The 23795-nt window shown below is 63.5% G+C and carries 20 protein-coding genes; 9 read left to right on the forward strand and 11 right to left on the reverse strand.

Annotation, left to right across the window (positions count from 1 at the left end; translation table 11 throughout):
- Positions 1-18: 18 nt before the first annotated feature.
- From priB to FBX97_RS15440, 7 genes are all read left to right on the forward strand, one after another.
- Positions 19-312 carry a primosomal replication protein N gene (gene priB, locus FBX97_RS15410; protein ID WP_141833059.1) on the forward strand — a complete coding sequence of 98 codons (294 nt, stop codon included), beginning with the start codon at positions 19-21 and terminating at the stop codon, positions 310-312.
- Between the two features lie 42 nt (positions 313-354).
- Entirely contained in the window at positions 355-645 is a 291-nt protein-coding gene (rpsR, locus tag FBX97_RS15415; RefSeq protein ID WP_036249492.1) for a 30S ribosomal protein S18, read from the forward strand.
- A gap of 41 nt (positions 646-686) precedes the next feature.
- Positions 687-1139, forward strand: coding sequence for a 50S ribosomal protein L9 (gene rplI, locus FBX97_RS15420; RefSeq protein WP_141833060.1), 453 nt, complete (start codon positions 687-689; stop codon positions 1137-1139).
- 120 nt (positions 1140-1259) lie between these two features.
- Positions 1260-2645, forward strand: a complete 1386-nt coding sequence (locus tag FBX97_RS15425) for a replicative DNA helicase (RefSeq protein WP_141833062.1) — start codon at positions 1260-1262, stop codon at positions 2643-2645.
- 134 nt (positions 2646-2779) lie between these two features.
- Positions 2780-3406 (forward strand): DUF47 domain-containing protein, encoded by a 627-nt coding sequence (locus tag FBX97_RS15430; RefSeq protein ID WP_141833064.1) that lies wholly within the window; start codon positions 2780-2782, stop codon positions 3404-3406.
- 24 nt (positions 3407-3430) lie between these two features.
- Complete coding sequence (locus tag FBX97_RS15435) at positions 3431-4441, forward strand: inorganic phosphate transporter (RefSeq protein WP_141833066.1); 1011 nt, start codon at positions 3431-3433, stop codon at positions 4439-4441.
- Between the two features lie 230 nt (positions 4442-4671).
- Positions 4672-7776 carry an alpha-1,6-glucosidase domain-containing protein gene (locus FBX97_RS15440; protein ID WP_255517478.1) on the forward strand — a complete coding sequence of 1035 codons (3105 nt, stop codon included), beginning with the start codon at positions 4672-4674 and terminating at the stop codon, positions 7774-7776.
- Between the two features lie 118 nt (positions 7777-7894).
- On the opposite strand, the gene FBX97_RS15445 is transcribed toward FBX97_RS15440, so the two are convergent.
- The gene (locus tag FBX97_RS15445) at positions 7895-8131 is read right to left on the reverse strand and encodes a hypothetical protein (RefSeq protein WP_141833070.1); all 237 of its coding nucleotides are present in this window, start codon (positions 8129-8131) and stop codon (positions 7895-7897) included.
- A 672-nt stretch (positions 8132-8803) separates the two neighbouring features.
- Between FBX97_RS15445 and FBX97_RS15450 the strand changes: the two genes are divergently transcribed.
- Positions 8804-11875, forward strand: a complete 3072-nt coding sequence (locus tag FBX97_RS15450; RefSeq protein ID WP_255517479.1) for a TonB-dependent receptor — start codon at positions 8804-8806, stop codon at positions 11873-11875.
- A gap of 161 nt (positions 11876-12036) precedes the next feature.
- On the opposite strand, the gene FBX97_RS15455 is transcribed toward FBX97_RS15450, so the two are convergent.
- The 10 genes from FBX97_RS15455 to FBX97_RS15500 all read right to left on the reverse strand — a co-directional run bounded on the left by FBX97_RS15455 (position 12037) and on the right by FBX97_RS15500 (position 22340).
- Positions 12037-13833: a PhoH family protein gene (locus FBX97_RS15455; protein WP_141833072.1), complete on the reverse strand. Its 1797-nt coding sequence runs from the start codon at positions 13831-13833 to the stop codon at positions 12037-12039.
- Between the two features lie 231 nt (positions 13834-14064).
- Positions 14065-14544 carry a peroxiredoxin gene (locus FBX97_RS15460; protein WP_255517480.1) on the reverse strand — a complete coding sequence of 160 codons (480 nt, stop codon included), beginning with the start codon at positions 14542-14544 and terminating at the stop codon, positions 14065-14067.
- A gap of 19 nt (positions 14545-14563) precedes the next feature.
- Entirely contained in the window at positions 14564-15511 is a 948-nt protein-coding gene (locus tag FBX97_RS15465; RefSeq protein ID WP_141833074.1) for a polysaccharide deacetylase family protein, read from the reverse strand.
- A 4-nt stretch (positions 15512-15515) separates the two neighbouring features.
- A complete protein-coding gene (locus tag FBX97_RS15470) occupies positions 15516-16556 on the reverse strand; it encodes a bifunctional UDP-4-keto-pentose/UDP-xylose synthase (RefSeq protein WP_141833076.1) in 1041 nt (346 codons plus the stop codon).
- Positions 16557-16562: 6 nt separating this feature from the next.
- The gene (locus FBX97_RS15475) at positions 16563-17477 is read right to left on the reverse strand and encodes a formyltransferase (RefSeq protein WP_141833078.1); all 915 of its coding nucleotides are present in this window, start codon (positions 17475-17477) and stop codon (positions 16563-16565) included.
- 137 nt (positions 17478-17614) lie between these two features.
- Complete coding sequence (locus FBX97_RS15480; protein WP_141834542.1) at positions 17615-18595, reverse strand: glycosyltransferase; 981 nt, start codon at positions 18593-18595, stop codon at positions 17615-17617.
- A gap of 11 nt (positions 18596-18606) precedes the next feature.
- Positions 18607-19746 carry a DegT/DnrJ/EryC1/StrS aminotransferase family protein gene (locus FBX97_RS15485; protein WP_141833080.1) on the reverse strand — a complete coding sequence of 380 codons (1140 nt, stop codon included), beginning with the start codon at positions 19744-19746 and terminating at the stop codon, positions 18607-18609.
- 109 nt (positions 19747-19855) lie between these two features.
- Positions 19856-20230 (reverse strand): EamA family transporter, encoded by a 375-nt coding sequence (locus FBX97_RS15490; RefSeq protein ID WP_141833082.1) that lies wholly within the window; start codon positions 20228-20230, stop codon positions 19856-19858.
- On the reverse strand, positions 20227-21939 hold the full coding sequence (locus tag FBX97_RS15495; RefSeq protein WP_141833084.1) for a glycosyltransferase family 39 protein: 1713 nt from the start codon (positions 21937-21939) through the stop codon (positions 20227-20229). Before FBX97_RS15495 ends, FBX97_RS15490 begins: the two co-directional genes overlap by 4 nt.
- The gene (locus FBX97_RS15500) at positions 21936-22340 is read right to left on the reverse strand and encodes an Mth938-like domain-containing protein (protein WP_141833086.1); all 405 of its coding nucleotides are present in this window, start codon (positions 22338-22340) and stop codon (positions 21936-21938) included. Before FBX97_RS15500 ends, FBX97_RS15495 begins: the two co-directional genes overlap by 4 nt.
- A gap of 208 nt (positions 22341-22548) precedes the next feature.
- On the opposite strand from FBX97_RS15500, the gene FBX97_RS15505 reads away from it, so the two are divergent.
- Entirely contained in the window at positions 22549-23775 is a 1227-nt protein-coding gene (locus FBX97_RS15505; RefSeq protein WP_141833088.1) for a pyridoxal phosphate-dependent aminotransferase, read from the forward strand.
- Positions 23776-23795 lie beyond the last annotated feature (20 nt).

A 23795-nucleotide genomic window follows, 5' to 3' on the forward strand; every position in this document is an offset into this window, starting at 1 on the left:
GGCTTGCGCGAACGGGTAGTGAACGAGCTGTCGCTGGTTGCCAGCATCCTCGAGCGCGATACCCTGCGTTACACCCCGGCCGGCATCCCGATCGTCGGCGCGACATTACAGCACCAGTCGCAGCAGACGGAAGCCGGGATTGCCAGGCAGGTCGAGTTCGAGATGGCCGCGGTTGCCGCGGGTGAAATCTCGGGACGATTCGCCAACGCCGAACTGGGCGCAGTGCATCGCTTCACAGGATTTCTCGCCAGGAAGAGCCGTCACAGTAAAACCCTGGTGTTTCACATCATTGATTTCAGTGCCGCCGAATAGTCGATCGACTAGCGAGCACGTTTTTAGATACAGGAGCCTCAAATGGCATTCGGTAAAAAGTTCGACAAAAACAAAGCAAAAGAAAAACTGAAGCGCAAACAGCAGAACCCGCTGTTCAAGCGCAAGAAATTCTGCCGCTTCACCGCTGCAGGCGTGGAACAGGTTGACTACAAAGACGTCGACACCCTGAAGGATTTCGTCCAGGAAAACGGCAAGATCATGCCGGCTCGCCTGACCGGTACCAAGGCGCACTACCAGCGTCAAGTCGACACCGCGATCAAGCGCGCACGTTACCTGGCCCTGCTGCCGTACACCGACCTGCACAACGCTTAAGTCGCTACGGCAACGAGCACAAGTAAATACTGGAGAATAATATGCAAGTTATCCTGCTGGAAAAAGTCGTCAACGTCGGCAACCTGGGCGACGTCGTCAAGGTCAAGGACGGTTACGCACGTAACTTCCTGATCCCGCAAAAAATGGCCCGCCGTGCGACCACCTCGGCTGTCGCCGAGTTCGAAGTGAAGCGCGCCGAGCTGGAAAAAGCTGCTGCTGAAAAGCTGGCCGCTTCGCAAGCCCAAGGCGAGAAGCTGAACGGCATGACCGTCACCATCGCCCAGAAAGCCGGCGTCGACGGCCGTCTGTTCGGTTCCGTGACCAACTTCGACATCGCCGAAGCCCTGACCAAGCAAGGTTTCGCAGTCGAAAAAGCACAGGTTCGCCTGCCGACCGGTCCGCTGAAGACCACCGGCGAGCACCCGGTTGCTGTCGCGCTGCACACCGACGTCGTCGTCGATGTCACCATCGCTGTTGTCGGCGAAGCTGCTTAATTCATTCTGTTGTATGGATGAGAAAAAGCCGGGTTATCCCGGCTTTTTTTTTGTTCTTTTTACTAGAGGAAACTCACCAATCATTTCAGCGGTCGGTGGCAAACAGGTATAATGCCGCCCATGAATACCCCAGCAGACCCGCAAATCGAGTCGCTCCGCATTCCCCCGCATTCGATCGAAGCAGAACAGTCCGTGATCGGCGGTCTCCTGCGCGATAACGCGGCGTGGGACCGCATTGCCGACTTCATGCATGCGGAGGATTTCTACCGCTACGACCACCGGATCATCTTCGAACAGATGGTCCGCCTGATCAATTCCGGCAAACCCGCCGACGTGATCACCGTCTACGAATCGCTCGTCCAGCTCGGCAAGGCCGAAGACGTGGGCGGCCTGCAATACCTGAACGCGATGGCGCAAAATACGCCATCCGCTGCCAACATCCGCCGTTACGCCGAGATCGTGCGCGACCGCGGCGTGCTGCGCCAACTCATCACCGTGGCCGACGAAGTGTCGGGCAAGGCCTTCAATCCGCAGGGCGCCGAGGTCAAGCAGATCCTCGACGAAGCCGAATCGCGCATTTTCGCGATCGCCGAGCAGGGCGCCCGCGGCGCCCAGGGCTGGCTGCCGGTGCAGCCGTTGCTGACCCAGGTGGTCGAGCGCATCGACGAACTCTACAGCCGCGAAAACCAGGGCGAGATCACCGGCGTGCCGACCGGCTTCATCGACCTCGACAAGATGACTTCCGGCCTGCAGCCGGGCGACCTGGTCATCGTCGCCGGCCGTCCGTCGATGGGCAAGACCGCCTTCTCGGTCAACATCGGCGAAGCCGTCGCGATCGAAGCCGGCCTGCCGGTGGCGATCTTCTCGATGGAGATGGGCGGCGCCCAGCTGGCGATGCGTATGCTCGGTTCGGTCGGCCAGCTCGACCAGCACCGCCTGCGTACCGGCAAGCTGAACGACGAAGACTGGCCGCGCCTGACGCATGCGATCCAGAAGATGAACGACGCCCAGGTCTTCATCGACGAGACGCCGGCGCTGAATCCGATCGAGATGCGCGCGCGTGCGCGCCGCCTGGCACGCCAGTGCGGCAAGCTCGGCCTGATCATCGTCGACTACCTGCAGCTGATGCAGGGTTCCAAGCCGGGCGACAACCGCGCCTCCGAGATTTCGGAAATCTCGCGTAGCCTGAAGGGCCTGGCCAAGGAACTCGGTTGCCCGGTGATCGCGTTGTCGCAGCTGAACCGCTCGCTGGAACAACGCCCGAACAAACGCCCGGTCATGTCCGACCTGCGCGAATCGGGCGCTATCGAACAGGATGCCGACGTTATCATCTTCCTGTATCGTGACGAGGTCTACAACCCGGACTCGCCTGATAAAGGCACCGCCGAGATCATCATCGGCAAGCAGCGTAACGGTCCGATCGGGGCAATCCGCCTGACCTGGATGGGTATGTATACCAAGTTCGGCAATTACAGCGGCAATCTGAGTGTTTACCAGGGTGACTAAACCGGGTAAACAAGCGCCAATAACAACAGAAATAAAATAGATGCGGTGCGTGGTTTCCTCCCGGCGCGAGCTGGGCGGAAACCTTGTGCCGTGTCCCTCAAGAAGTCCCAAGAGATCTACCAACGGAGAATTACATGTTTGGACGCCTGATGCCCACGGAGGGCAAATTTTTTGACCTGTTCAACCAGCACGCTGCCTTGTGCGTGAAGGGTGCGCAGGAGATGGTCGGTTTGATGACCAACTTCGACGACCTCGAAAACCGCACCCATGCCGTGGAAAGCATCGAAAAACAGGCGGACAAGATCACCTACGCCACCGTCGACCTGCTGCACAAGACCTTCATCACCCCGCTCGACCGCGACGACATCCACAAGCTGATCACGCGCATGGACGACATCCTCGACATGATGGAGGACGCCGCTCAAACGATTTCGCTGTACGACCTGCAGGCCGTGACCCCGGAAGCCAAGCGCCTGGCCGAGCTGTGCCTGGCCTGCTGCGAAAAGGTCCAGCAGGCCGTCGGCATGCTGCACAACATGGACAACGCCCAGAAGATGGTCGCGATCTGCGAAGAGATCGACCGCCTGGAGTCGGACGCCGACCACGTGATGCGTGCCGCCATGTCCAAGCTGTTCCGCGACGAGCCGGACGTGCGCAACCTGATCAAGATGAAGGCGATCTACGAGATCCTCGAGACCGTCACCGACCGCTGCGAAGACGTTGCCAACATCATCGAAGGCATCATCGTCGAGAACGCGTAACGCGACAAGAACAAGAATAAATCCATGGATCATCTTCATATCAGCATTTATGTGCTGGGCCTGCTCGTCCTTTTAGCGCTGGTCTTCGACTTCATGAACGGTTTCCACGATGCCGCCAACGCGATCGCGACGGTGGTATCGACCGGCGTCCTGAAACCCCAGACCGCGGTGGCCATGTCGGCACTGTTCAACTTCGTCGCCATCTTCACCGTCGGCGTGCACGTGGCGGCGACGGTGGGCAAGGGCACCATCGACGCCAATATCGTCGACCAGTACGTGATATTCGGGGCGCTCGTGGGCGCCATCATCTGGAACATCATCACCTGGTACTACGGGATTCCTTCCTCGTCCTCGCACGCCCTGATCGGCGGCCTGGTGGGCGCGGCCGTGGCCAAGAGCGGCACCGGCGCGCTGGTCGGCGGCGGCCTGCTGAAGACCGTGCAGTGGATCATCCTGTCGCCGCTGCTGGGCTTCATTCTCGGTTCGATCGTGATGCTGGCGGTGTCCTGGATCTTCGTGCGCACCCCGCCGCGCAAGGTCGATACCTGGTTCCGCCGCCTGCAGCTGGTGTCCGCCGCTGCCTACAGCCTGGGCCATGGCGGCAACGACGCGCAGAAAACCATCGGCATCATCTGGATGCTGCTGATCTTCGCCGGCGCCTCGCAGGCGGGCGCGGCGGAGCCGCCACTGTGGGTGATCATCGCGTGCTACACCGCGATCAGCATGGGCACGCTGTTCGGCGGCTGGCGCATCGTGCGCACCATGGGCCAGAAGATCACCAAGCTGAAACCGGTCGGCGGCTTCTGCGCCGAGTCGGGCGGTGCCATTACCCTGTTCCTGGCCAGCGCGATCGGCGTGCCGGTCTCGACCACCCACACCATCACCGGCGCGATCGTCGGCGTCGGTTCGGCGCAGAAGGCGTCGGCGGTGCGCTGGGGCGTGGCAGGCAATATCGTGTGGGCGTGGATCTTCACCATCCCGGCCTCGGCCTTCATGGCGGCCATCGCCTGGTGGATCGGTACCCACATCCTCTGAGCCACGCGCCGCGGGCAATGCAAGGCAGGGTCATCGACCCTGCTTTTTTTTCGTCCATCCGTTGTGAGTGGTAAAACAACCACAAGCGCAGTGAACTGTTGTCTCCGATGCATTTCCAGCCGGTAGTAGTAGTAATATTACATGCGGCTGACAGCCGACGGCGTCTTTTCCCCCTACGGAGAAGCTCAAATAAGAATGAAAACGGAGACAATATGTTAAGCAGAAGTAGTTTGACTTCATGGTCATGCCTGGTTGCGACCGCCTTTGCCCTGAGCGGCTGCGGTGGCGGCGAACAGGCCGGGCAGGGCAGCGCATCCGCGTCGCGCCAGCTGGCGGTGACCGCCAGCGCGACCGCCGACGCCCCGGCCGTGGCGCCCGCCACCATCCGCATGCACTACCACCGCATCCAGGGCGATACCTCGCAATGGGGCGTGTATTCCTGGGACGGCCCGCGCACGCCAAGCGCGGCCTGGATCACCGACCGCTTCATGTTCAGCAATAGCGACAGCTTCGGCGGCTGGGTCGATATCCCGCTGGCAGCCGGCAAGACCGGGATCTCCTTCCTGGTGACCGACGGCAACGGCAACAAGAGCTGCACCAGCGACCAGTACGCCGCCCTGAATGCCGACATCGCCACCCGCGGCCAGGAAATCTGGATGCAGGAAGGCGATTGCACGATCTACGCGGCGCCGCCGGTGCTGAATCTCGGCAACCTGGCCGGCGCCACCGCCCACTGGCTGACCGCCACCACCTTGGCCTGGCCGGGCGTGCCCGCGGGTGGCAGCTATAAACTGTTCTACGCCGCCAACGGCGGACTGGCCTTCACGTCGGACGGTCCCGCCGGCTTCGACGGCAGCTTCGACCTGAGCCTGGCTGCGCTGCCGGATGCGCTCCGCGCCAAGTATCCGCACCTGGCCGGCGCCACCGGCCTGCGCCTGGCGGACAAGGATGCCGCCCGTGTGGCCGGACTGGCCAGCGGCCAGTTCGCCATCGCCCAGTACGACGGCGCTGGCAAGCTGGTGCAGGCGACCTCGCTGCAGATGGCCGGCATGCTCGACGAAGTGTTCGCCGCCGGCGCCGCACAGGCCCAGCTGGGCCTCAGCTTCAACCGCGGCATGGCGACCTTCCGGGTGTGGGCGCCGACCGCGAAATCGGTCAGCCTGAACGTGTACGCCGGCGCCGCCACGGCGGCGTCCGCTGCCTCCACCTTCCCGATGACGCGCGACGCCAGCGGCGTGTGGAGCTACTCGGCACCGAGCGGCAAATGGGTCAACCGCGCCTACTACACCTACACCGTCAACGTGCTGTCGCGCTGGGCCGGCAACAAGGTGGTGGCCAACACCGTGACCGACCCGTACTCGGTGAGCCTGAGCGCCAACAGCGCGCGCAGCTTCATGGCCGATCTCGACAGCCCGCAGATGAAGCCGGCCGGCTGGGATGCCGACCGCTCGCCGCTGCTGGCCGACCCGGCCGACATCGCGCTGTACGAACTGCATGTGCGCGACTTCTCCGCCAGCGACGAATCGGTGCCGGCGGCGCACCGCGGCAAGTACCTGGCCTTCACCGACGGCGGCTCGAACGGCATGCGCCACCTGAAGTCGCTGGCCAAGGCCGGCATGACCCACGTGCACCTGCTGCCGAGCTTCGATTTCGCCAGCGTCAACGAGGCCGGCTGCAGCACGCCGTCGATTCCGGGCGGAGCGCCGGATGGTACCGCCCAGCAGGCGGCGGTGGCGGCCAGCCAGGACAGCGACTGCTTCAACTGGGGCTATGACCCGGTCCACTACAACGCGCCGGAAGGCAGCTACTCCAGCGACGCCAACGACGGTGCCGTGCGCGTGCGCGAGTTCCGCGCCATGGTGCAGGCGCTGCACGAAAGCAACCTGCGCGTGACGATGGACGTGGTCTACAACCATACCAGCCAGGCGATGCAGGGCAACCTGTCGGTGCTCGACCGCATCGTGCCCGCCTATTACTATCGCCTGAATGCCGGCGGCGGCATCCTGGGCGACAGCTGCTGCTCGGACACCGCGCAGGAAAACACCATGATGGGCAAGCTGATCATCGATTCGGTGTCGCTGTGGGCGACCCAGTACAAGGTCGACAGCTTCCGCTTCGACATCATGGGCCTGACGCCGCTCGACCTGATCAAGCGCCTGCAGGCGGACGTCAACAAGGCGGCCGGCCGCGACATCTACCTGTACGGCGAAGCCTGGAACACCGGCGCCGTCGCCAACGACACGCGCTTCCCGGTGGCACGCCAGGCCAACCTGTACGGCACCGGCATCGGCTCGTTCAACGACCGCATGCGGGACACGATGCACGGCGGCGGCTGCTGCGACAACGGCAGCGCGCTGATCAGCCAGCAGGGCTTCATCAACGGCGTCTACACCGATCCGAACGGTCAGGCGAACCAGACCCGCGACGATGCATTGCGCCTGGCCGACCTGGCGCGCGTGACCCTGGCCGGTACCCTGCGCGACTACCGCTTCACCGACCGCACCGGCTCCAATCGCAGCAATGCCGAGATCGATTACTTCGGCCAGCGCGCCGGCTTCACCGCCAAGCCGTCGGAGATCATCAACTACGTCGAGGCGCACGACGGCCAGACCCTGTTCGACATCAACGCGATGCGCCTGCCGCAATCGACCTCGCTGGCCGACCGCGTGCGCATGCAGAGCCTGGGGGCGGCGGTCGTGCTGCTGTCCCAGGGCATTCCGTTCACCCACGCCGGCCAGGAAATCCTGCGCTCCAAGTCGCTCCAGCGCGATACGTATAACGCCGGCGACTGGTTCAACCGCCTGGACTACAGCTACCAGACCAACAACTTCGGCGTCGGCCTGCCGCTGGCGGGCAACGAGCAGTCGAACTGGAGCCTGATGCAGCCGGTGCTGGCCAATCCGCTGATCAAGCCGGATACCCGCGCGATCGTGCAGGCCCGCGACGTGTACGAGAATTTCCTGGCGATCCGCAAGGACAGCACGCTGTTCCGCATGCGCACCGCCCAGGACGTGATCGAGCGCCTCAAGTTCCACAACGTCGGTCCGGACCAGGTGCCGGGACTGGTGGTGATGAGTCTGGACGGCGCGTCGCCGCGCCCTTACCAGGGTGCCGGGTATGCGCGCGTGGTGGTGCTGTTCAACGTCGACAAGGTTGCCAAGCGCTTTGCGATTCCGGAACTGAAAGGGAAAAACCTCGCGCTGCATGGCATCCAGCAGCGCGGCAGCGATGAGGTGGTCAAGACGTCCGCCTACGACGCGGCCAGCGGGACGTTCAGCGTCCCGGCGCGCACCGCGGCGGTGTTCGTGCAGCAGGACGGGGAGCAGGCGCGCTAAGCCGGTCCTTGCCGGGCAATTTTGAAAGCAGCGTTATGAAGCATGAAGCGGGGGACAGTCGATGGGACTGTCCCCCGCTTCGTTATTACTCGGTATAACAGCAGGAGAAGAGGGCGGATCAGCGCTGCGGCAGGCTGACGGGGCTGCTGTTCATCATGCGCTGGTTTTCCAGCGCCTGCTTGTCGAGCGTGATGCTATCGCTGCCGCTGCCCGGCTTTTTCTTGATGAAGGAGCCGAGCGGTGCATCTTCGCGCGATGCGACGGTGTTCTGTCCGGTGGTCGGATTGTTGTCGGTGCTGGCGCAGCCGCAGAGCAGGATGGCGCCGGCCAGGGCCGCCAAGGTCATACCTTTCATGTGCATCTCTCCCAGAGTGATTGACGAGGTTCGGCAGCTGCGCGCTGAGCCATCCAGCCGGCGTAGTGCATTCTTGCAATGATAACCAGTTTTACTGACCATGTTTTACAAAAATTTGCTTTAATGCATCTGTATAACATATATGCAACATGTGAAGTGGACCTTCCTGGCATTTGTAAACGCCGCCATCCTGGTCCGTAACATATGTCAAGTCAATTTTGAAAGTGTGCTTTGTGTACAACAGCGAGCCACTGTTACAAAAATAACTTTTTGCCGTTTGGCAAAGTAAAAGTGGCACCGAACCGGACACTGGCGCGCCATCCTTGAAATGCACGAAGTCATTGATTTATTTGTGAAATCGATTTCATTAGCATCGTCATTTGCTGTGCCATGGTGCAATGTTAGGCGCTAACACTGCTATTTTTTATCCTCAATGCATGGTTTTCGGGCGTTTCGCGCCCTGAAATCGATCACACGTTCGATTGACCAATCAGTTTTAATTTTCTACCCTCCTCAACATTACGTTCGAACAATACGAGCGGTCCCGCAGCGACGACGGCACCAGCAGCGTGTGCAGCCAACGGGACAGGTGAGTTCGCAGTACCACCACGCGGCGGGTTTGCAAGCCGTCAGGCGCCACCCACCGCATTCAGAGACGAGAGAGGAGACACCGTGTCTATCATCAAGAAGGGGGCACCCCTTTATCCGCACACCAGGCATCGCCTGATCAGCCTGGCTGTTGCCAGCGCCTGCGCCACGTTGGCCGTTCCGGCCTTTGCACAGGACCAGAGTGGCTCGCCGGAGGGTGTCGCAGCCGTCCCGGCGGCAAGCTCGGGGACGCCGCCGGCACCGACCACCAATGTCGTGAAAGTGACCGGCATCCGCGCCAGCCTGCAGTCGACCCTGAACCTGAAGCGCAATTCCGACGGTATCGTCGACGGCATCGTCGCCGACGACATCGGCAAGTTCCCGGATACCAACCTGGCCGAATCGCTGCAGCGCATTTCGGGCGTGTCGATCGACCGCAACCGCGGCGAAGGCGCCAACGTGACCGTGCGCGGCGTCGGTCCGGACCTCAACATGGTCCTGCTGAACGGGCGCCAGATGCCGACTGCCAGCCTGGGCGACCAGGCCGGCCGCGCCTTCGACTTCAGCAACCTGGCCTCGGAATCGGTCTCGCAGATCCAGGTCTACAAGAGCGCGCGCGCCGACACCCCGCCGGGCGGCATCGGCGCCACGATCAACATCATGACCGCGCGTCCGTTCGACCTGGGCAAGACCGCCAGCGTCGGCATCAAGGGCGTGTACGACACGTCGAACAACAACCTGCCTGGCGCGGACAAGGCCAAGAGCTCGTGGACGCCGGAAGTCTCGGGCATCTACAGCACGATCTTCGGCAACGGCATGTTCGGCCTCGCGGTCAGCGGCAGCTACCAGGAACGCAACCTGGGCGTGAACCAGGCTGCCGTGACCAACGGCTGGCTCGGCCCGTTCAAGATCGGCGACGACCGCTCGGGCGCGATTCCGCAGCCGGGCACGCCTGGCTATGCCGGCGTCACCAATCCGCCGGGCGCCAACGACATCTACCTGACGCCGCAGAACATCTCCTACTTCATGCGCGGCTCGCAGCGCCAGCGCACCAACGGCCAGCTGACCCTGCAGTTCCGCCCGAACAAGGACCTGACCACGACGCTGGACTACACCTATTCGCAGAACAAGATCCAGACCAAGTACCACGAGCTGTCGGCCTGGTTCAACCACGATACCTCGGTCCTGAAGGATGCCAACGGCGTGTCCACCGGCATCCCGGTCCAGTCGAGCATCTTCACCAATGGCCCGGTGGCGACCCCGGTGTACTACCAGGAGCGCGTCCAGAACCAGGACATCGCGATGAACGGCGGCGACTTCGCCACCGTCACCAACAACAATTCGATCGGCTTCAATACCCAGTGGCGCGCTTCGCCGTCGCTGCGCCTGAACTTCGACGCCCACCACTCGACCGCCGAAGCCAAGAAGGACAGCCCGTTCGGTTCGAACAACGACCTGGCCACGGTCAGCTTCAGCCGCGGCACCTCGGCGCTCGACTTCAGCCAGGAAATGCCGGTGCTGTCGATCCAGGGCGCCGACTTCGTGCGCGCCCCGCACCAGGTCAGTGGTTCCTGGTTCCAGGACGGCATCAACAAGATGAAGATCGACCAGGTGCAGGCCGGCGGCAACTGGAAGCTGCTGGAAGCCTCGAACCTGAACTTCGGCCTGGGCTATGCCAAGGTCGACAACCATTCGAAATTCCAGCAGGTGCAGCGCGATACCTGGAGCGGCACCGCCACCCCCGAGAACGGCGGCTACGACCAGGGCCTGTGGCAGGCCGACACGCTGCGCCAGTACTTCAGCAAGCTGGAGGGCTCCGGCAATCCGAACCTGTTCAACCAGATCCACACGTTCAACTTCTCGGACGTGCGCGACGCCGCCATCGCCCTGACCGGCGACCGCGCGGGCTACACGCCGAGCCTGGACAACCCGGCCTTCGACCGCACCACGGTGGAGAAGACCAAGTCGCTGTACCTGCAGTTCAATACCGAGTGGGATACCGCGATGCCGATGCACACCGGCGTCGGTTTCCGCTACGAGAAGACCGACGTCACTTCGACCGGTCTGCTGAAGGTGCCGACCCGCCTCGACTGGATCTCGCAGAACGAACTGCCGCTGACCTTCGGTTCGACCGTCTACCAGACCCAGAAGGGCAGCTACAAGAACTTCCTGCCGACCCTGGACTGGGACATGGACGTGCGTCCCGACCTGAAGGTGCGCGCCAGCTACGGCATGACCATCGGCCGTCCGCGCTACGACCAGATCGAGGGCGGCACCAGCTTCGGTACCACCGCATCGGTGCGCGGCGTCACCGCCAACCGCGGCAACCCGGCGCTGGAACCGGTCAAGTCGAAGAACCTCGACCTGTCGGCCGAGTGGTACTACACCAAGCAGAGCATGGTCTCGCTGGGCCTGTTCCACAAGAACCTGGAGAATTACGCCGGCCAGGTCGTGGTCAACGAGCCGTCGACCAGCGCCACCACCCCGGTCGGCGGCGCCTACTGGAACGCGGCAGTGGCTGCCGGTTGCGTCGCGACCGACACCAACTGCATGCGCAACTACATCCTGCGCAACTTCAACGGCCGGCCGGGCGTGACCTACACCGGCAACAGCCCCGTGACCGGCAACGCCCTCGGCACCATCTCCGGTATCGCCGGCGATCCGGCCCTGCCTTACCTGATCACCAGCTACGTCAACGAGAAGAAGGCCTCGCTGAAGGGTGCGGAGATCAACTGGCAGCACTTCCTGAGCAACGGTCTCGGCATCCAGGCCAACTACACCTACGTGAAGTCGGACCTGGCCTTCGACAACGCAGGCTCCGGCAACCAGTTCGCGCTGGTCGGCCTGTCGAACTCGGCCAACCTGGTCGGTATCTACGAGGACGAGAACTGGTCGGTGCGCGCGGCCTACAACTGGCGCGGCGAGTTCCTGCTGTCGCCGACCAATAATGGCCAGCCGAACCCGACCTACGTCGAGCCTTTCGGCCAGGTCGACCTCAGCGTCGGCTTCAACTACACCAAGAACCTGAGCTTCTCGTTCGAGGCGATCAACCTGCTGAACGAGAACCAGCGTACCCACGGCCGTACCAAGGAGCAGGTGCTGACCATCACCACCGGCGGTCCGCGCTACATGCTGGGGGCACGCTACAAGTTCTGACGTTCCGGCTCCTCCAGACAGGTGCCGCCCAGCGGCACCTCTTCCGGCTTGCCGCCGCGCGATGTTCGCGTTGGCGGCTTTTTTATTACGAGCTGACGATATGAAAAAAGCCTGCGTACCTTCCGGCACGCAGGCTTTCGTTCGAAACGAACTAAAAACGCTTACAGCACGTCGCTCGCGTGATCCGCCAGGCGCGAACGCTCGCCGCGCGCCAGCGTCACGTGGCCGCCGTGGCTCCAGCCCTTGAAGCGGTCGACCACGTAGGTCAGGCCGCTCGAGCCTTCGGTGAGATACGGCGTATCGATCTGCGCGATATTGCCCAGGCACAGGATCTTGGTGCCCGGACCGGCGCGCGTGACCAGGGTCTTCATCTGCTTCGGCGTCAGGTTCTGCGCCTCGTCGATGATCAGGAACTTGTTGACGAAGGTACGGCCGCGCATGAAGTTCAGCGACTTGATCTTGATGCGCGAACGGATCAGGTCCTGGGTCGCGGCGCGGCCCCAGTCGCCGGCGTCGCCGTCGCCCTTCATCAGCACTTCGAGGTTGTCGTCGAAGGCGCCCATCCACGGCGACATCTTTTCTTCCTCGGTACCCGGCAGGAAGCCGATGTCTTCGCCCACCGGCACGGTCACGCGGGTGACGATGATCTCGTTGTAGACCTTGGTCTCGAGCACCTGCGCCAGGCCTGCCGCCAGCGCCAGCAGGGTCTTGCCGGTACCGGCCTGGCCGAGCAGGGTGATGAAGTCGACTTCAGGATTCATCAACAGGTTCAACGCGAAGTTCTGCTCGCGGTTGCGGGCGGTGATGCCCCACACGTTGTTCTTGTTGTGGCTGTAGTCGCGCAGGGTCTGCAGCACCGCGGTCTTGCCGTTGATTTCCTTGACCTGGCCGGTAAACGGGGCTTCGCCGTTCTTGGGGTCGAAGTAGACGAACTGGTTCACCAGCAGCGTCGGCACCACCGGGCCGGTGACGCGGTAGTAGGTGGCCGAATTGCCACCCTTGATTTCCTGCCACGACTCCATGTTCTTGCTGTGCTTGGTCCAGAAATCGTCCGGCAACTGCACGATGCCCGAGTACAGCAGGTCGGTGTCTTCGAGCACGTGGTCGTTGAAGTAGTCTTCGGCGGCCAGGCCCATCGCGCGCGCCTTGATGCGCATGTTGATGTCCTTCGACACCAGCACGATCGCGCGGCCCGACTGGTCGGACTCGAGCGCACGCACCACGCCCAGGATCTGGTTGTCGGCCTTGCCTGCAGGCAGGCCCTCCGGCAGGGCGGCGGCGTTCAGGCGGGTCTGGAAGTACAGGCGGCCCTTGGCATCCTTGTTGCCCAGCTTGGCCAGCGGGATGCCGGTCTCGATCGCATCGTCGTCGGTATTGGCGATCAGTGCGTCCAGCGTGCGCGACACCTGGCGGGCGTTGCGCGCGACTTCCGACATGCCCTTCTTGTGGTTGTCGAGCTCTTCCAGCGTCATCATCGGCAGGTAGACGTCGTGCTCCTCGAAGCGGAACAGCGAGGTCGGGTCATGCATCAGGACGTTGGTGTCGAGCACGAACATCTTGGCTGCGCCCGAGGTATCGGCCTTGCGGCTGGCCGGCGACTTGACGTTGACCTCGGCCGGCTTGTGCTTGGCCGGATGCGGTTCGTTCATGTCGGTTTCGCGCAGCTTGGCGGTGACGCCGTGCTTGCCGCTCTTGTCTTCGCGCGGTGGGGCAGGCAGCGTCGCCGGGGCTGCCGGCGGGGTGCTTTCGCGCGCCGGTGCTTCGGCCAGCAGGGCTGCCTTCGACTTGCGGGCGCCGGCTTTTGCCGCCGGTACGGCTTGCCCGCTGATCAGGTCTTCGACAGGGTCGTTCTCCGCCTTCGCGGCTGCGCGGACAGGCGATTTGCCGGGTTCGGCTTTAGGATAATCTTTTGCCAACAGGATAGTCGCTGGCTTGCTAGGAATTTTGGGTAGTGGCATCAGGTTCTCAATCTAGATAAAAGTCGGATGAATGCCCCGGGCGGGCGTAGGCGCGCCGCCGGGCTGGACAGATGCAACTAGGGGACTTACAAGGAAGCCGGCCGGGGCCCAAGGGTGGGGAAAGCCGGCAGGCTGATTGGAATGATGCTGTGAGGTAAAGCTTTGACTCAAAATAGGCGAAACGGTTCGGCAACAGTTAATCGACTGGAGCCAAGCGTTCAGAGTAGTCTCTTAAGGCTGGCTCTTCAAAAATTCCAGCACTTCGGTGACGTGATCGGCAACTTTCACGCCACGCCATTCTTTCACCACTTTGCCGTCAGCGTCAATGACAAACGTACTGCGCTCGACCCCCCGCACTTTTTTACCGTACATGTTTTTCATCTTCATGACGTCGAACTGGGTGCACACGGCTTCGTCCGGATCGGAGATCAGTTCGAACGGCAGGCCGAGCTTGGCCTTGAAGCCTTCGTGCGAACGCAGCGAGTCGCGGCTGAGGCCATAGATGGCGGCGCCGAGGGCGGTGAATTCGTCGTGGTGGTCGCGGAAGGCGATGGATTCCGTGGTGCAGCCGGGCGTATTGTCCTTCGGGTAAAAATACAGGACCGTATACTTGGCAGGACGGCCGTTCAGCTCGAAGGTCTGGCCGCCGGTCATGGCGGCGCTGAAATTGGCCAGAGGGGCGGCGCTTGCTGGGCTTGGGCTTTCGGCCACGGGTTTCTCCCTTGATTCGTTAATGTCCAGGTTCCAGCACGATCAGGTCGCCTGAGCGGCCGGGTACCTGGCCCCACTGCAGCGGAACCGCCGGCAGCGAAGCCTGTTTTATCTTCTCATAATAGTCGGCCATCGAGGCAAGCCGGTAGCCCTGGGCTTTCCAACCTGACAACAGCTGCTCGAATATGGGGGCGAGTTTCTGTCCTTCAAGCTCCGCGTGCAAGGTATATACGTGGTCGCGTACCGGATCGGCAGTCAGCTTGAGCAGGTGGGCGGCGATGTTGTCGTTGTCGAGCACGACGCCATCGATCTCGCGGCCGAGCAGTTCGTCCAGCGTCGGCAGCGTGGTCGGCATCTGGATGCAGTCCAGGCCCTGGTAGCGGTAGGGACCGGCCTGCGGGTCGAGCAGGGCGCCGTCGTCGCGCAGCTGAGCGCGGCCGTCCGAGGCGTAGCGGTAGCCGGCGCTGTCGTGGCGCGCAAAGGCGTACTGGTTCATCTGCCAGCCGGCGGCACCGTGGGTGTGCGGCGCTTCGCCGAACACCGCCTTGTAGCGCTGCTCGCTCTTCTGCATGATGGCATCGGTCCAGGCTTTGTCGCGGGTACGGACGTGGTCCTGCCAGTAGACGTGGTCCCAGGTGTGGATGCCGCACTCGAAGCCGGCATCGCGCACCGCGCGCATCTCGGCGGCGGTCCTGGCGCCGATGTCGGGGCCGGGCAGCAGCACGCCGTACATCAGCGTCTTGATGCCGTAGTGTTCGACCACCGAGGTGCGCGAGACCTTCTGGAAAAAGCCCGGACGCAGCGCGCGCCGCATCGCCCAGCCGGTGTGGTCCGGCCCGAGCGAGAACAGGAAGGTGGCCCCGGCCGCATGCCGCGTCAGCATGCGCACCAGGTTGGGGACCCCTTCGCGCGTGCCGCGGTAGGTGTCGACGTCGATTTTGAGGACGAGCAGCGGCGCTGGAGTCATCCGTTCAATCCACCAGTGCCCTGGCTTCGCCGACCTGGCCGCGGTAGGCGTCGAAGATGTGGCGCAGGGCGTCGGCCATCGACACCGTCGGTGCCCAGCCCAGGTCGTTCATCGTGTTCTCGATCTTGGGCACGCGGTTCTGCACGTCCTGGTAGCCGGCGCCGTAGTAGGCACCGGAACTGGTTTCCGTGATCTGCACTTTCTTCGCGCCCTCGGCATATTCCGGGTATTCGGCGGCGAGTTTGAGCATCATGTCGGCCAGGTCGCGGATCGAGAAATTGTTGACCGGGTTGCCGACGTTGTAGATCTGGCCGCTGGCCTTGCCGTCCTTGTTCTCGATGATCTTCATCAGCGCCGAGATGCCGTCGTCGACGTAGGTGAAGGCGCGCTTCTGGTGGCCGCCGTCGACCAGCTGGATGGTTTCGCCGCGCACGATGTGGCCGAAGAACTGGGTCAGCACGCGCGACGAGCCTTCCTTCGGGGTGTGGATCGAATCGAGGCCGGCGCCGATCCAGTTGAACGGACGGAACAGCGTGAAGTTCAGGCCTTCCATGCCGTAGCCCCAGATCACGCGGTCCATCAGCTGCTTGGCGCAGGCGTAGATCCAGCGCGGCTTGTTGATCGGGCCGTAGACCAGGCTGGAGTTTTCCGGATCGAATTCGGCGTCCTGGCTCATGCCGTAGACTTCCGAGGTCGACGGGAAGATCAGGTGTTTTTTATACTTCGCAGCCGAGCGCACGATCGGCAGGTTGGCCTCGAAATCCAGCTCGAACACGCGCAGCGGTTCTTTCACATAGGTCGAGGGCGTGGCGATCGCCACCAGCGGCAGGATCACGTCGCACTTCTTGACGTGGTACTCGACCCATTCCTTGTTGATCGTGATGTCGCCTTCGAAGAAGTGCATGCGGGGATGATCGAGGAAATCCTTGATGCGCTCGCACTGCATATCCATGCCGTAGACTTCCCAGTCGGTGGTCTCGAGGATGCGCTTGGAAAGATGGTGGCCGATGAAGCCGTTGACGCCGAGGATGAGGACTTTTTTCATATTGATTTAATGAGCCTGTGCGAGTTGCGCCTGCAGAGCGGCGGCCGACATGCGTTCGCCGTCGTGCAGAAGACTGTGGATTGCCAGTGCGCGGCCGTCGCCGCACACGCCGACGATCGCATTATCCACGACTGCCAACCCGGGCGGCAAACCGTTGACGTCACCCTTGTAGGGGCGGGCGCGCTCGATGACGTAGCGCTGGGTGCCGACGTCGGTGAATGCGCCGGGGTAGGGTGGCGCTACCGCACGGTGCAGGTTGTAGACTGCCGCGGCAGGCTTGCTCCAGTCGATGCGGCCGTCTTCCGGTTTGCGTCCACCGAAGTAGCTGCCCTGGCTGAGGTCGTTCGGGATGCGCGGCGCGTTGCCGGCCAGCAGCGCCGGCAGTACGTTGTAGAGCGCCAGCTCGGCCGCCACCGTCACCTTGCCGAACACTTCGAAGGCGGTATCGTCGGGCAGGATCGGCACCGCCTGCTGGGCCACGATGGCGCCGGCGTCGGGTTTCACCGTCATCTCGTGCAGCGAGGCGCCGATTTCGGTGGCGCCGTGCAGCACCGCCCAGTTCACCGGCGCGCGGCCGCGGAAGCGCGGCAGCAGCGAACCGTGCATGTTGTAGGCCGGCGCCACGTCCAGGATCGCCTGCGGCAGCATGTAGCGGTAATAGAAGCTGAACAGCAGGTCCGGCTGCGCGGCCTGGATCTGCGCCAGCAGTTCGGGTGCTTTTGGATCGTCCGGGGTGATGTAGGGGATGCCCTCGGTCTCGCAGACCGAGATCACGGATTCGAACCAGATATTCTCGCTAGCGCTGTCCTGGTGGGTGACCACCAGGGCGACGTCGACGCCGCCGGCGAGCAGGACTTTCAGGCAGCGTACGCCGACGTTGTGGTAGGCGAAGACGACTGCGCGTTTTTGGGGAGTGTTCATGTCAGTACCTGGTTAGGCGAATATAAGTCACCGTCGCCCCTGCGCAGGCAGGGGCCCAAGTTTCGGGCTGAGCCACGAACTTGGGTCCCTGCCTTCGCAGGGACGACGCGGTGGTGGGCGACGTGATGTAGCTGGGCTCAGCGCACGATCTTGCGCTTCTCGACCCCATCCACATCGCGCTCGCCCGGCATGCCCTGCAGGACGGTCGCCACCACATACCGCGGCCGCGCCCGCACCTGCTGGTAGATGCGTCCGACGTATTCGCCGACCAGGCCGATGCCGAACAGGATCACGCCCATGAAGAAGAAGGCGATCGCGAACAGCGTGAACAGGCCGTCGGCCTCGGACCCGACGATCAGGCGGCGCACCACCAGCACGATCACCAGCAGCGCCGACAGCAGCGACAGCACCATGCCCATCAGCGAGAACAGCTGCAGCGGCACCAGCGAGAAGCCGGTCATCAGGTCGAAGTTCAGGCGGATCAGGCTGTACAGCGAATACTTCGACTCGCCGGCCGCGCGCTCTTCGTGCTCGACGGTGATCTCGGTCGGCCTGCGCGCGAACTTGTAGGCCAGGGCGGGTACGAAGGTGTTGACCTCGCCGCACTGGTTGACCAGGTCGATCACGTTGCGGCCGTAGGCGCGCAGCATGTTGCCCTGGTCGGTGATCTTGATGTTGGTGATCCGCTCGCGCAGCCGGTTCATGGCCTTGGACGCATAGGTGCGCCAGGCCGAGTCCTGGCGCTTGCGGCGGATCGAACCGACGTAGTCGTAGCCTTCGCGCATCTTGGCGATCAGCTTGTGGATCTCTTCCGGCGGGTTCTGCAGGTCGGCGTCGAGCGTGATCACGATCTCGCCCTGGGTCTGCTCGAAGCCGGCCAGGATCGCCATGTGCTGGCCGTAGTTGCCGTTGAAGATCACCACGCGCGTCACGTCCGGGCGCGCGCGGTACTGCTCGGCCAGGATCGAGACCGAGCGGTCGCGGCTGCCGTCGTTGACGAACAGGATCTCGTAGGGGATGCCCAGCTTGTCCATCGCCGGATACAGGCGCGCGAACAGGTTGGCCAGGCCGGCCTCTTCGTTATAGACCGGGATGACGACCGAGACTTCCGGCTTGATGTCCAGCAGCGTCATTTTGCCAGCACCGCTTTCACTGCCTTGACTGCGCGCTCGACGTCGGCCAGGGTCATGGCATTGAACATCGGCAGGGTCACAGTCAGGCGCCCGATCTTTTCGGCGACCGGGAACATGCCTTCCTTGAAGCCGCGCTCGCGGTACAGCGTGAACAGGTGGATCGGCGCGTAGTGGTAGCCGGTGCCGACGTTGTGCTCCTTCTGCAGGCGCGTCATGAAGTTGGCGCGCGTGCCCGGGCCGTTGTCCGGCAGGATGATCTGGAACAGGTGCCAGTTGCTGCTGCCGAAGGCCTGCAGCGGCAGCTGGGCGCCGGTTTCCTGTTCGAAGTCGGGGCCGAAGCAGTCGAAGTAGTGGCGCGCCAGTTCGGCGCGGTGGGCGGTCAGCTTCTCGAGCTGCTTCATCTGGCCCAGGCCGATGGCCGCCATGATGTCGCTCATGTTGTACTTGCCGCCGAGGACGTCGACGTCGATGCCGTCCACGCCGCTGCGGGTCACGCCCTGCAGGCGGTATTTCTCGGCCAGGCGCGCTTCTTCCAGGTTGTTCAGCACCAGGCAGCCGCCTTCGCCGGTGGTCAGGTTCTTGTTGGCCTGGAAGCTGAACGACACGAAGTCGCCGAAGGAGCCGATGCGCTTGCCGTTCCAGGTCGAACCCAGCGCCTGCGCCGCATCCTCGATCACGCGCAGCTTGTGCTTGTCCGCGATCGCATACAGGCAGTCCATGTCGACCGGCAGGCCGGACAGGAAGACCGGGATGATGGCGCGGGTAGCCGGCGTGATCGCGGCTTCCAGCTTGTCGAGGTCGATGTTGCGGGTGACCGGGTCGATGTCGGCGAACACCGGGGTGGCGCCGACTTCGATGATGACGTTGGCGGTGGCCGGCCACGAAATCGGGGTGGTGATCACTTCGTCGCCGGCACCGATGCCGGCGATGCGCAGCGCGATCTCCATCGTGCAGGTGCCGGAATTGAAGGTGCGCACGGGGCGCCCGCCGAAGTATTCGGACAGCTGGGCTTCAAAGGCCTGGTTCTTGGGACCGGTGGTGATCCAGCCGGAGCGCAGCACCTCGCCGACGGCGGCGATGGTTTCCTCGTCGATGGTGGGCCGGGAAAAGGGAAGGAAGGGCAGCTCGGCAGTCATGGTGGTCTGTTGGAATTCTTGTAAAGGATTCTGGTGGGCGGCTGGATCGCCGGCCCGGCGGGCGATTGTAGCAGCAGCCCGCCGCCTTGCGGATTACAAAAACGATATGTTAGGACCGTGCCAGCAGCACCACCCCGAGGATGATCACGCCCAGCGCCACCAGGCGCTGCGGCGGCACGACTTCGCCCAGGAACAGCCAGGCGCCGAGCGCCGCCGCCACATAGCCGAGCGACAGCATCGGATAGGCGATGGTCACGTCGGTGCGCGACAGGCCCATGATCCAGACCACCAGCGACACCGCATAGCAGGCCAGGCCGGCCAGGATCGGCAGCTGGGTGCCGACCTTGACGAGGGTGCCGAACCAGTTGCTGGCGGTGAGGTGGATGGCGCCGCCGAGGGCATTGGTGCCGGCCTTGAGCAGCAACTGGGCCGCGGCGTTGAGCAGCACGCCGGTAATGATGAATCCGAAAGTGGCGAGGTTCATGGTGTCGCTTGGGTGGTGGGGGCAGTGTTGACGAGCACGGCGCGGCGCGCGTCGCCGGCCACGATACGCGCCGGCAGGCCCTGCTGGAGCAGGTCGGCGGCGATGTCCGGCTTGGTGATGGCGACGCTGCGCCGGCCTTCGAGGGCATCGCGGCGCCAGGCGTCGAGGAAGGCGGCGACGGTGGGGATGGCCAGCTGCGGCTGCTGCTGCAGGCCGAATTCGAATTCGTCGAGGTAGTCGACCAGCGTCACCGGGCGCCCCATGTAGAAGGTCAGCGACTGCTCGTACATCCCGACCGCGTACACCCGGGTGGCCGGATCCATCGCGCCTGCCGCCTTGAGGGCCGGCAGCACGCCGGCGCCGGCGCGCACCGCGGCGATCGGCCCGAAGCCGGCCATCAGCAGCTGGGTCGCGGCGAAGCCGGCGATGGCCAGCACCAGGACCGATAGGTCGCGCACCATCTGGCGCGCGTACAGCATCGACAGCAGCCCGCCGACCAGCAGCACCAGCCCGGCCGCCAGCACCCACGGCTGGCAGGCGGCATAGACCACGTCCTCGCCCGGATGCTTGGCCAGGCGTTCCATGAAGGGCACGAAGGCGAGCAGGGCGGCGCCCAGCAGTGCGCTCAGGCCGGCGGTCAGCATGCGGCTGCGGCGGGTGCCGACGTCGAGGTAGACCGCGACCAGCAGCGCCAGCGCCGGGAACACCGGGACGATGTAGCCGGGCAGCTTGGAATTCGACTTGGTGAAGAACAGGGTGATGAACGCGATCCAGATGAACAGCATCAGGCGCGGACGGAAACGTCCCGGCGTATCGGTGTCACTGTCGGCATCCGACACCCGGCGCACGCCCAGCGCCAGGCTTTGCACCAGCACGCCGAGCCAGGGCACGCTGCCGGCGGCGATCAGCGCGAAGAAGATCCACCACGGCGCTTCGCGGTGGTGCTCGGTCTTCAGGAAGCGGTCGAAGTGTTCGTGGATGAAGAAGAAATGCGGCTGCTCCGGGTTCTTCAGCGCGACCAGCACAAACCAGGGCGCGGTGATCAGGAAGAACAGCAGCGATCCTTTGACCAGGTGCAGGCGCGTCCAGATACGCAGGTCGCGCGCGAACAGGGTGTACAGCACCAGCACCGCGCCCGGCAGCACCAGCCCGATCAGGCCCTTCGACAGCACCGCCAGCGCCATCCCGGCCCAGCACAGCAGCATCCAGTTGCGCCGCTCGGCGGGCGTGGCATCGTCGCGCTGCGCCACCAGCAGGCCGCACAGGGCCAGCGTCATCATCGACGCCAGGCTCATGTCGAGGGAATTGGCCTGGCTGCAGGCGACCCAGTAGAACGAGGAGCCGAGCACCAGCGCGGCATAGAAGCCGATGCGGGCGCCGAACACGCGGCGGCCGGCGACGCCGGTGACGACCACGCCGAGCAGGCCGCACAGGCCGGTCCAGAGACGCGCCTGCCAGTCGCCGACGCCGAACAGCCCGAAGCTGAGCGCGTTCATCCAGGTCTGCAGCGGCGGCTTCTCGAAATACTTGATGCCGTTCAGGCGCGTGGTGATCCAGTCGCCGCTGGCGAACATCTCGCGCGCCATCTCGGCGTAGCGGCCTTCATCGGGGGGCACCAGGGTGCGCACGCCCAGTACGTAGAGCAGTGCGGCGGCAAAAACGATCAGCAGGGTCCAGTTCAGCGTCCGGTTCCGGTGCAGATCGTTCATGCGCTGGCCTTGCTGTCCCCGTTCTGCTTGCCCTCGATGATCAAGGCCAGTACCGCCTTGCGGCCTTCGCCCATCAGGATATTGTAGGTGCGGCAGGCGGCGTGGCTGTCCATGCTCTCGACGCCGATGCGCTGATTCGACAGGCTGGCGACCAGGCGCGGATGCACGAAGCGCTGGCGCTCGCCGGTGCCGAGGATGACCACGTCCGGCTTGTCCGCCGCGATCTGCTCGAAGTGGGCCGCGGTCAGGTCTTCGAAGCGCGTCACGTTCCACGGACGCGGCGCCACTTCCGGCATTACCAGCACGCTGTAATCGAAGCGCTGGGCATTGATTTCGACACCGGTGTGGTCGTAGCCGGTCACCGTCTGGTATTTTTCAGTGCTGCTGGTGTGAAGCTTCATGGTGGAAAGCAATCATGAGAAGGCCGGCCGGTATGGCAGGCGGCCGAATATTGTAACTGGTTTGGCGGCCGTGTCCGCAGTCTGCAGTCTCGGGTCCGCAAGAGCGCCGGTTGCTTAATCCGGCTCTATTGGGCAGAATGGAATTTTTCGCATTGCAACAATGCGAAGTCGCAGGAAGTCCTGCGGCACATAGCCTAGAGGTGACATTTTGCGACCGATTTTGAAATCCAACAAGCTCGACGACGTGTGTTATGAGATCCGCGGCCCGGCGCTCGACAGAGCGCGCCAGATGGAAGAGGACGGCCAGAAGATCATCAAGCTGAACATCGGCAACCTGGCCGTGTTCGGCTTCGACCCGCCCGACGAGATCGTGGAAGACATGATCCGCAACATGCACGGGGCCGCCGGCTACACCGATTCCAAAGGCATGTTCGCACCGCGCAAAGCGGTGATGCACTATACCCAGGGCAAGAACATCGGCGGCGTCAAGATCGACGACATTTATCTGGGCAATGGCGCGTCGGAACTGATCGTGATGGCGATGCAGGGCCTGCTGAACGGCGGCGACGAAGTGCTGGTGCCGGCCCCCGACTACCCGTTGTGGACCGCCGCCGTCAGCCTGGCCGGCGGTAACCCGGTGCACTACATCTGCGACGAGCAGGCCGGCTGGATGCCGGACATCGAGGACATGCGCAAGAAGATCACGCCGAACACGCGCGCGATCGTCGTCATCAACCCCAACAACCCGACCGGCGCGCTGTACTCGCGCGAGGTGCTGCTGGAGATCGTCGAACTGGCGCGCCAGCATGGCCTGATCATCTACGCCGACGAAATCTACGACAAGACGCTGTACGACGGCGCCGAGCATATCTCCCTGGCCTCGCTGGCCGACGACGTGCTGTTCGTGACCCTGAACGGCCTGTCGAAGAACTACCGTTCCTGCGGCTACCGCGCCGGCTGGATGGTGGTGTCGGGCGAGAAGCGCCATGCGAAAGACTACATCGAAGGCCTGAACATGCTGGCCTCGATGCGCCTGTGCGCCAACGCGCCGGGCCAGTTCGCGATCCAGACCGCACTCGGCGGGCGCCAGAGCATTGCCGACCTGGTGGCGCCGGGCGGCCGCCTGGCGCGCCAGCGCGACCTGGCCCACAAATTACTGACCGATATTCCGGGGGTGTCCTGCGTCAAGCCAAAAGCGGCGCTGTACATGTTCCCGCGCCTCGACCCGAAGATCTATCCGATCGCGGACGATCAGCAATTCATCTGCGAACTGCTGTCCGAGGAAAAAGTCCTGCTGGTGCAAGGCACCGGCTTCAACTGGCACACCCCGGATCACTTCCGCCTGGTGTTCCTCCCCAATACCGACGACCTGACGGATGCATGCGGCCGTATCGCGCGCTTCCTCGACGGTTACCGGCGCCGCCACGCGCGCTGAGAACGATTACTAGATATTAA

Origin of the sequence: Herbaspirillum sp. SJZ107 (assembly GCF_006715485.1) — a bacterium.
Classification (GTDB): Bacteria; Pseudomonadota; Gammaproteobacteria; order Burkholderiales; family Burkholderiaceae_D; genus Telluria.

What these genes read in the sequence shown, in the direction of transcription:
- FBX97_RS15435 (WP_141833066.1), top strand. Translation starts at nt 3,431, where the DNA reads ATGGATCATCTTCATATCAGCATTTATGTGCTGGGCCTGCTCGTCCTT.
- FBX97_RS15485 (WP_141833080.1), bottom strand. Translation starts at nt 19,746, where the DNA reads ATGACTGCCGAGCTGCCCTTCCTTCCCTTTTCCCGGCCCACCATCGAC.
- FBX97_RS15500 (WP_141833086.1), bottom strand. Translation starts at nt 22,340, where the DNA reads ATGAAGCTTCACACCAGCAGCACTGAAAAATACCAGACGGTGACCGGC.
- FBX97_RS15425 (WP_141833062.1), top strand. Translation starts at nt 1,260, where the DNA reads ATGAATACCCCAGCAGACCCGCAAATCGAGTCGCTCCGCATTCCCCCG.
- FBX97_RS15430 (WP_141833064.1), top strand. Translation starts at nt 2,780, where the DNA reads ATGTTTGGACGCCTGATGCCCACGGAGGGCAAATTTTTTGACCTGTTC.
- FBX97_RS15495 (WP_141833084.1), bottom strand. Translation starts at nt 21,939, where the DNA reads ATGAACGATCTGCACCGGAACCGGACGCTGAACTGGACCCTGCTGATC.
- FBX97_RS15465 (WP_141833074.1), bottom strand. Translation starts at nt 15,511, where the DNA reads ATGACTCCAGCGCCGCTGCTCGTCCTCAAAATCGACGTCGACACCTAC.
- FBX97_RS15475 (WP_141833078.1), bottom strand. Translation starts at nt 17,477, where the DNA reads ATGAACACTCCCCAAAAACGCGCAGTCGTCTTCGCCTACCACAACGTC.
- FBX97_RS15470 (WP_141833076.1), bottom strand. Translation starts at nt 16,556, where the DNA reads ATGAAAAAAGTCCTCATCCTCGGCGTCAACGGCTTCATCGGCCACCAT.
- FBX97_RS15455 (WP_141833072.1), bottom strand. Translation starts at nt 13,833, where the DNA reads ATGCCACTACCCAAAATTCCTAGCAAGCCAGCGACTATCCTGTTGGCA.
- rpsR (WP_036249492.1), top strand. Translation starts at nt 355, where the DNA reads ATGGCATTCGGTAAAAAGTTCGACAAAAACAAAGCAAAAGAAAAACTG.
- FBX97_RS15490 (WP_141833082.1), bottom strand. Translation starts at nt 20,230, where the DNA reads ATGAACCTCGCCACTTTCGGATTCATCATTACCGGCGTGCTGCTCAAC.
- rplI (WP_141833060.1), top strand. Translation starts at nt 687, where the DNA reads ATGCAAGTTATCCTGCTGGAAAAAGTCGTCAACGTCGGCAACCTGGGC.
- FBX97_RS15445 (WP_141833070.1), bottom strand. Translation starts at nt 8,131, where the DNA reads ATGAAAGGTATGACCTTGGCGGCCCTGGCCGGCGCCATCCTGCTCTGC.